The organism is Mycobacterium sp., from assembly GCF_032159765.1.
Taxonomy (GTDB): Bacteria; Actinomycetota; Actinomycetes; order Mycobacteriales; family Mycobacteriaceae; genus Mycobacterium.
Genome location: NZ_JAVHWM010000060.1, coordinates 213,992 through 220,553, shown reverse-complemented (window position 1 = coordinate 220,553; position 6,562 = coordinate 213,992). Strand labels below are relative to the sequence as shown.

Annotated in this window: 4 protein-coding genes; 2 read left to right on the top strand and 2 right to left on the bottom strand. The window is 64.4% G+C overall.

Going from position 1 to position 6,562, the window contains the following annotated elements:
- Window positions 1–233: 233 nt before the first annotated feature.
- Window positions 234–854, top strand: a complete 621-nt coding sequence (locus QOH60_RS07170) for an NADPH-dependent FMN reductase (RefSeq protein WP_526418572.1) — start codon at window positions 234–236, stop codon at window positions 852–854.
- On the opposite strand, the gene QOH60_RS07165 is transcribed toward QOH60_RS07170, so the two are convergent.
- Both QOH60_RS07165 and QOH60_RS07160 read right to left on the bottom strand, forming a co-directional pair.
- On the bottom strand, window positions 816–2,129 hold the full coding sequence (locus QOH60_RS07165) for a helix-turn-helix domain-containing protein (protein WP_526418570.1): 1,314 nt from the start codon (window positions 2,127–2,129) through the stop codon (window positions 816–818). The genes QOH60_RS07170 and QOH60_RS07165 overlap by 39 nt on opposite strands.
- Window positions 2,130–2,198: 69 nt before the next feature.
- A complete protein-coding gene (locus tag QOH60_RS07160; protein ID WP_526418603.1) occupies window positions 2,199–4,955 on the bottom strand; it encodes a helix-turn-helix transcriptional regulator in 2,757 nt (918 codons plus the stop codon).
- 234 nt (window positions 4,956–5,189) lie between these two features.
- On the opposite strand from QOH60_RS07160, the gene QOH60_RS07155 reads away from it, so the two are divergent.
- Window positions 5,190–6,548: a DUF2252 domain-containing protein gene (locus QOH60_RS07155; RefSeq protein WP_526418568.1), complete on the top strand. Its 1,359-nt coding sequence runs from the start codon at window positions 5,190–5,192 to the stop codon at window positions 6,546–6,548.
- The last annotated feature ends 14 nt before the right edge of the window (window positions 6,549–6,562 follow it).

The window sequence follows — 6,562 nt, the reverse complement described above, 5'->3', positions numbered from 1 at the left end:
TGCGCTCTGATCGCGCACCCCTACCGTCGCCCGAATGGCCGATGCCGTCGATGTACAGGTCGATAACGTCGAGCCTCGGTCGATGTCATGAGAAACAAATCTGTGAGGGACCCCGCCAAAACGAACTCCGATGTACGCGCCCACCGCAAGACGCGCATCACGTTATAGACCACGACATCGACAGTGCCGATGACTCGTCCCAGGATCGAATGGAGAGACTACGGAAAGACTGAATGACGATGACTGCAATGCCTCACCCGCCGAACGCGCCTGACCAGTCGCAGTTTTGCGGCGATCATGCGAGTGCGAACGTCAACGTATTGATCATCGTGGGGATTCCTCTGAAGTCGGTCAACCGTGCACTCGCCCTCGTGGCCGCTGAATGTTCATCTGAGGGGATAGGTGTCGATATCTTCGATAGCATTCGCGATTTACCGCCCTACAGCGAAAACTTGGAGGGCAGTCGGACGCCGGAGAAAGTCGTCGCATTTCGTACCGCCGCAGCCAAGGCGGACGCCACGCTTATCGTCACGAGATACCACGGCCGTGTTCCCGCGATGGTTCACACCGCAATCGACTGGCTCACGCGGCGGTGGAACCAAAGTGGGTTGCATGGCAAGCCGGTGGCCGTGATGGGCCGCGCGGCAGGCTGCTACAGCGGGGTCTGGTCACGTCACAGTCAAGACGCCTCGGGGTGTGTCGGACCACTTGTCGTCGAACCCATCACCGTGGCCACCCTGCGCGAGGCGGTCAGAAAACTTGCCGGTGAAGTTCCCACAGCCCGTGATCCGTCTCGGACGACGACAACCGTGCAGCTACATAAGCCTGCGATGGACTTCGAATGCGAGACATAGTTCGGCGACATCTCTTGGCCGCGAAAGCGAACGGCCGGTGTGTTTCTCGATCCTGCGCAGTCGGTGCCGAACGGTGTTGGGGTGACAGACGAGGCTTTCGGCGACGTGGCTCACCGACCCATCGTTGTCCTGCCACATCAAAAACGTTTCGAAAAGGATCTCCTGCTCCGCATCGGGGAGTTCGCTGAGGGAGGCCAACGCCGCGCCGACCAATCTGATCATTGCGTCGGGCGCGGCAACCGCGGCGGTCGCAAGGACGGAGCCGTCGAAAACATTGACCGGTGACGTACCAGACTTGTTCCGCAGCATCACCTTTGCAAAATGCAGCGCGTGCGGCACATCACGCAGATCATCGAAACGGGCGCTGACACCGACACGATCGGCGGATGTCCGGGTCATGAGAGCCAAGACCTTCTCGAATTGCTGATCGGATTTGACGTGCACGATCCCCAAGTGCAGATCTGGGAGCAGCCGCCATGCCGAGGGGGCGTCGAGGCTGCGCAGCTTCGATTCGATGCCTGGCAGTGCCTCACTGCTAGCAGTCTCAACGCGGGCGGCAACCACCACGAAAGGACCTTTGGGCGGCAGCCGAAGATAATTGGCGACCTCCCACAAGTTCCAGTCGTCGACGACTCGGCCCTCCAGAATCGAATCGATCAGAAACGGCCGCGTCGATGTTTCGCCGAGCATCGTCCGTTTCTGCTGCTCGCGGTGACCGGCCACCATGACACTGGCGACAAGTTGGGCGAAGCCGCTGATGCGGGTCTCAGTGTCGGCTGGCAACGGACCCGGCTCTGCGGAACCGACTGCCGCCATGCCCCAGACCCGTCCATCGACGATGACCGGGACCCCCACCGCGGAACGGACGCCGACCGCCCGAATTCTTGCAGCGAGAGGACCGGACGCGGTCTCGTAGCTGTCTTTGCGCGCAGGCTGGCCCGTGTGTTGCACTACTGCGGCGATCGTGTTGCTCCCCATTGGTATCCGAGTTCCTATTGGCCACTTTGCGAGCTCCGTAGGATCGGCCGCTCCTGCCAACATCGTGATCTCTCCGTTGGCCTCGAAGCGCCACAAGCCGGCGGTCTCGGCGCCAAGGCATGAACACATCTCGGTGGTCACCGCGTCGAATATCTCCGACGGTTCGACTCCATTGGCGACTAGCGTGGCCAACCGGCGTATCGCGGATTGCTCCGCGGCGAGCCGGCGATACTCGGCGTACAGAGACTCGGTGGGTAGCTGTTCGGCGGATCGGAGATCATCCAGTGCTTCGGTCATAAGTCATCATCAGTCGAGTCGGTCCCGCCTCACATCCGCCAGTGCACAGTCTGATTACCCGTGCGCAGGTCAGCCGGGGAGCACGCGATCGAGCTGGCTGCGTGAGGTGATACCGAGCTTGGTGAACACCTTCTTCAGGTGATATTGAACCGTGCGCGCACTGATGAACATTCGAGTGGCGATGTCGGGGTTCGACAGACCGTCGCGGGCCATTCGCGCGATCTGGGCCTCTTGTGCCGTCAGATCCTGATCGCTCCTGACGACGGTGCGCTTGCGGGCAGCCTCTCCCGTGGCCCGCAACTCACGCCTGGCCCGCTCGGCGAACCCCTCCATCCCCATCGCCTCCAACATCTTGAGGGCGAGCCGAAGCTGCTCCCGCGCGTCGAGTCGGCGGCGCTCCCTTCGTAACCACTCGCCGTACAGCAGATGGGCCCGAGCGAGGTCTGCGCGAACCCGGGTACGGCCAAGACGCTCGATCGACTCGCGGTAAAAACCCTCGGCGGTGTCGCCGTCGCTCAACAACGCGCGCGAACGAGACTCGATACCGCGTGCCCAATCGGTACCGCTGGCGCTGGTGATCACGGCCAGCCGGCCAAGCGCCTCGGCTGCGATATCGTTGCGTCCGCTGCGCGTTGCCGCCTCGACGAGCTCGACCGCCGCCCAGGGCGGTGTGATCATTTCTCCGATGTAGTCAACCGAGCGCTCGGCTGCTGACATCGCCTTGTGGTAGTCACCAAGTCCGTTGTTCAGCAGTGCTTCTGCCCACTCCAGGACCGCTACACCGATCCCTTCGCCGCTAAGGTCCACCTCCCGCCTGATCGCGTCGGCGAGGGCAAGTTCTTCGGCTTGCCGGCCGGCGAGAGCGGCGACGCCGAGTGCGACGTAGGGAGTGCGGGTGGAGCCGGTCGCCTCGATTACCGGCCGCAGCTCGTGGATCAATGATTCCGCGGCGGTCAACTCGCCGGCGAACAATAGCATGAACGCACGCGAATTGAGGGCGATCGGAAGCTCGCTGAGCGCTCCGATGCCGCGGGCAAGCTGAACGTGGCGGTCGGAGAGGACATCCCAGCTCTCGTCATCCCACACATGACGGGCCACAATACCGGCCACCCAATGCCAGCGGAGCTCCTCGTCTGCTGGCATGCCCGCACCGAACGCGTGAATTGCTTTGCGCAGCACCGGCAATCCCGCTGCATATCCATCGTTGTATTGCACTACCAACCCGTCCAGGAGGAGGTCGGGTGGTCGCGGCGGGTGTAGCGGCGGTGGTACGGACAATGCTGCTCGGGCTACTTCCCGCACACCGGCGCCGAGGGCGAGACGGCCGGCAAAGTAGCCAGACGACAGCGCCTGTAGATAGGTCGCCCTGGACAGCTCGGCGTCAATCGGCTCGAGCCGCCTGGCGGCCTTCAGCAGCAACGGTGGCGCATCACTGCCCCGCCTTGTGACCAATGCAAGCTCGGCGCTAATCAGCTCGAGACGTGCCTGCTGAAAGTCGTTCAGGTGCAGCGTCTCTGCAATGGAGAGCGAGTCTCGCGCCGCGTCAAACGCACCGGCCTTGATCTTGGCTGACGCGGCTGCCAGCGCCCGGACGGCACGCTGCACCGGGTCGACCGTCAACATGGTCGCGCGCTCGAGAAATGCGGCGGCCGCCGCCATTCCGCCACGCGCGCGGGCCCGCCCCGCAGACCTTTCCAGTTCCGCCGCGACGTCATCATCGGGTCCGGCAGCGGCTTGGGCCCGGTGCCAGGCCCGTCGATCGGGATCGTGCTGCGGATCAGTGACCTGGGCCAACGCATTGTGCACCCGTTGTCTGTCCTGCGTCGATGCCGAGCCGTATACCACCGCCCGAACTACAGGATGACGAAACCGCACCCGGGTCCCGAACTCGGCCAGGCGCGCCTCGACCGCGGGCGCAGCCGCTTCCGGGTCAATCGCCAGCAGCGCAGCCGCTCGCCACATCAGCGCTGGATCGCCGATCGGCTCGGCTGCCGCAATTAGCAGCAGGTGTCGCGTCGGCTCCGGAAGGGCGTCGACCCGTTGCCGGAAGCTGTCCTCGATGCTGCCCGACAGCCGCATCGCGCCGGGCAGCCCGAATCCTCCGGCCAACTGCTGCGGCGTCAATCCACGCGGCAATTCGAGAAGCGCCAGCGGGTTGCCCCGCGTCTCGGCGACGATCTGGTCGCGAACCCGGTGATCCAGCGGCCCGGTGAGCTCGGCCTGCAGCAGGGTCCGGGCGTCGTTATCCGCCAGTCCATCGACTAGAAGCGCCGGCAACCCCTCAAGCTCCCTACTCGGAACCCGCGCGGCGAACACCATCCCAACCGATTCCGCCAGCAAGCGGCGAGCGACAAAACCGAGCACTTGAGCGGAGGCGCGATCGAGCCACTGTTCGTCATCAATCACACACACGAGTGGCTGTTCCTCGGCGGCTTCCGACAGCAGACTCAGTACAGCCAACCCGACCAAGAGCCGATCAGGTGGTGGCCCCGCGCTCATGCCGAACGCTGTACGCAGTGCGGCGGTCTGGGGCACGGGTAGCTGCGGCAAACCACTGAGCAGAGGCGCGCACAACTGCTGTAACGCGGCAAAGGCCAGCTCCATCTCCGACTGCACACCGGAGGCGCGGACTACGCGGCAGTCCGACACCCGTCCGCCCAAGTAATCCAAAAGCGCCGTTTTCCCGACGCCTGGCTCACCCGAGACCACGAGTGCCCGACTCTCACCTGCTCGGACAGCCTCGACCAGCCGGTCGAGCACCCCGCACTCGGCGTGCCGGTCAATCAGCTTCATCACGCGTCCCGCACCGCTGGGAGCTGCCGGCATCTGCACGACAGTGGCGCTCACCCTACGCTCGATGAGCCGCCGCCCTCGGGAACCCGCGAACCGAGTCCAGTCGGACATCCGTTGCGCCGCTGTGGCGGCCATTTTTGCGGTCGGCCTGCTCTCGATGCACTCGCCGAAACTGTCACCGGGATCGGATAAGCGCTGCCGGATTGCGCGTTCCAACGACTCCCGGCATGGGATAGTCATCCATGCCGAGCATGGGAGGCGAAAGCCGTGTATCTCTCTGCGCAAGAACGACACGAGCTCGGCCGTTCCCGGCGCTCGACGGTGCCGAGGTCGGCTCTCGCACACTACGTCGCCGACGAACACCGTCCTGACCCGGTCGCATTGCTTCAGTCGCAAGACGATTCACGCATTCCCGATCTACTCCCGATTCGATACGACCGCATGCTCGCGTCGCCGTTTGCGTTCTTCCGCGGCGCCGCCTTGATCATGGCCTCAGACTTGGCCGGACACCCGCACACCGGGCTTGACGTTCAGCTCTGCGGCGACGCGCACCTGGCCAACTTCGGCCTCTTCGCATCGCCGGAGCGCAACCTGGTGTTCGACATCAACGACTTCGATGAGACGTTGCCCGGGCCATGGGAATGGGACGTCAAGCGGCTGGTGACCAGTCTCGCGATCGCAGCGCGCGCCAACGGATTTGGCCGCAGCGCCCGCGAGGACGTCGCCCGCGAGAGTGCACAAGCCTATCGAGAACGGATGCGCGAACTCGCCGCCATGCGGGACCAAGATGTGTGGTACTCGCACACCATGATCGACGACGCGCTGCTGGGCAGCCTCGACCCGAAATACGCTCGGGCGATTCGCCGCGCGGCATCCAAGGCACACGCGCGCGACCATCTCGAAGCCTTGGGCAAACTGACCCACGTCGTGGACGGGCGGCGTCGCCTGGTCAGCGACCCGCCACTGATCGTCCCGATCGATGAACTCGTAGGGGAGTCGGAGGCCCTGCGTCACGAACAACAGATGGGTCAGCTGATCGACGAGTATCGGCAGAGCGTCGGCCCCGGTCGGCGCAGCCTGATCGGCCGATTTCACTATTCGGGCATGGCGCGCAAGGTCGTCGGCGTCGGCAGCGTCGGAACACGCGCCTGGGTGGTAATGCTGCTCGGACGCGACGACGACGACCCCGCGCTGATGCAGGTGAAGGAGGCGCAACGGTCGGTGCTCGAGCCCTATCTCGGCGCAAGCGAATACGAGAACGCCGGGCAACGGGTCGTGATCGGACAGCAGATGATGCAGGCAAACAGCGATATCATGCTCGGCTGGCTTCACTGCGTCGGTCCGGACGGACACGAAGGCGATTACTACGTGCGCCAGCTCATGGACTGGAAAGGCTCGGCGAACATCGAGGCGATGGGCCCGGAGGTTCTCGCCGACTACGGGCGGACCTGCGGGCACGTTCTGGCCCGCGCGCACGCCCGCACGGGCGACCGCATCGCGATCGCGGGATACCTCGGGCGCACCGATGCTGCCGACGTCGCGTTGGCTCAGTTCGCTGAGGCGTACGCCGATCAGAACGACCGCGATTATGCGGCGCTACGAAGTGTCCGGAGGACTCTCGGCTGATGAGATTGCTCGAC

Excerpts from the sequence above, each read along its gene's own strand:
- QOH60_RS07165 (WP_526418570.1), bottom strand. The coding sequence starts at position 2,129 with ATGACCGAAGCACTGGATGATCTCCGATCCGCCGAACAGCTACCCACC.
- QOH60_RS07170 (WP_526418572.1), top strand. The coding sequence starts at position 234 with ATGACGATGACTGCAATGCCTCACCCGCCGAACGCGCCTGACCAGTCG.
- QOH60_RS07160 (WP_526418603.1), bottom strand. The coding sequence starts at position 4,955 with ATGCCGGCAGCTCCCAGCGGTGCGGGACGCGTGATGAAGCTGATTGAC.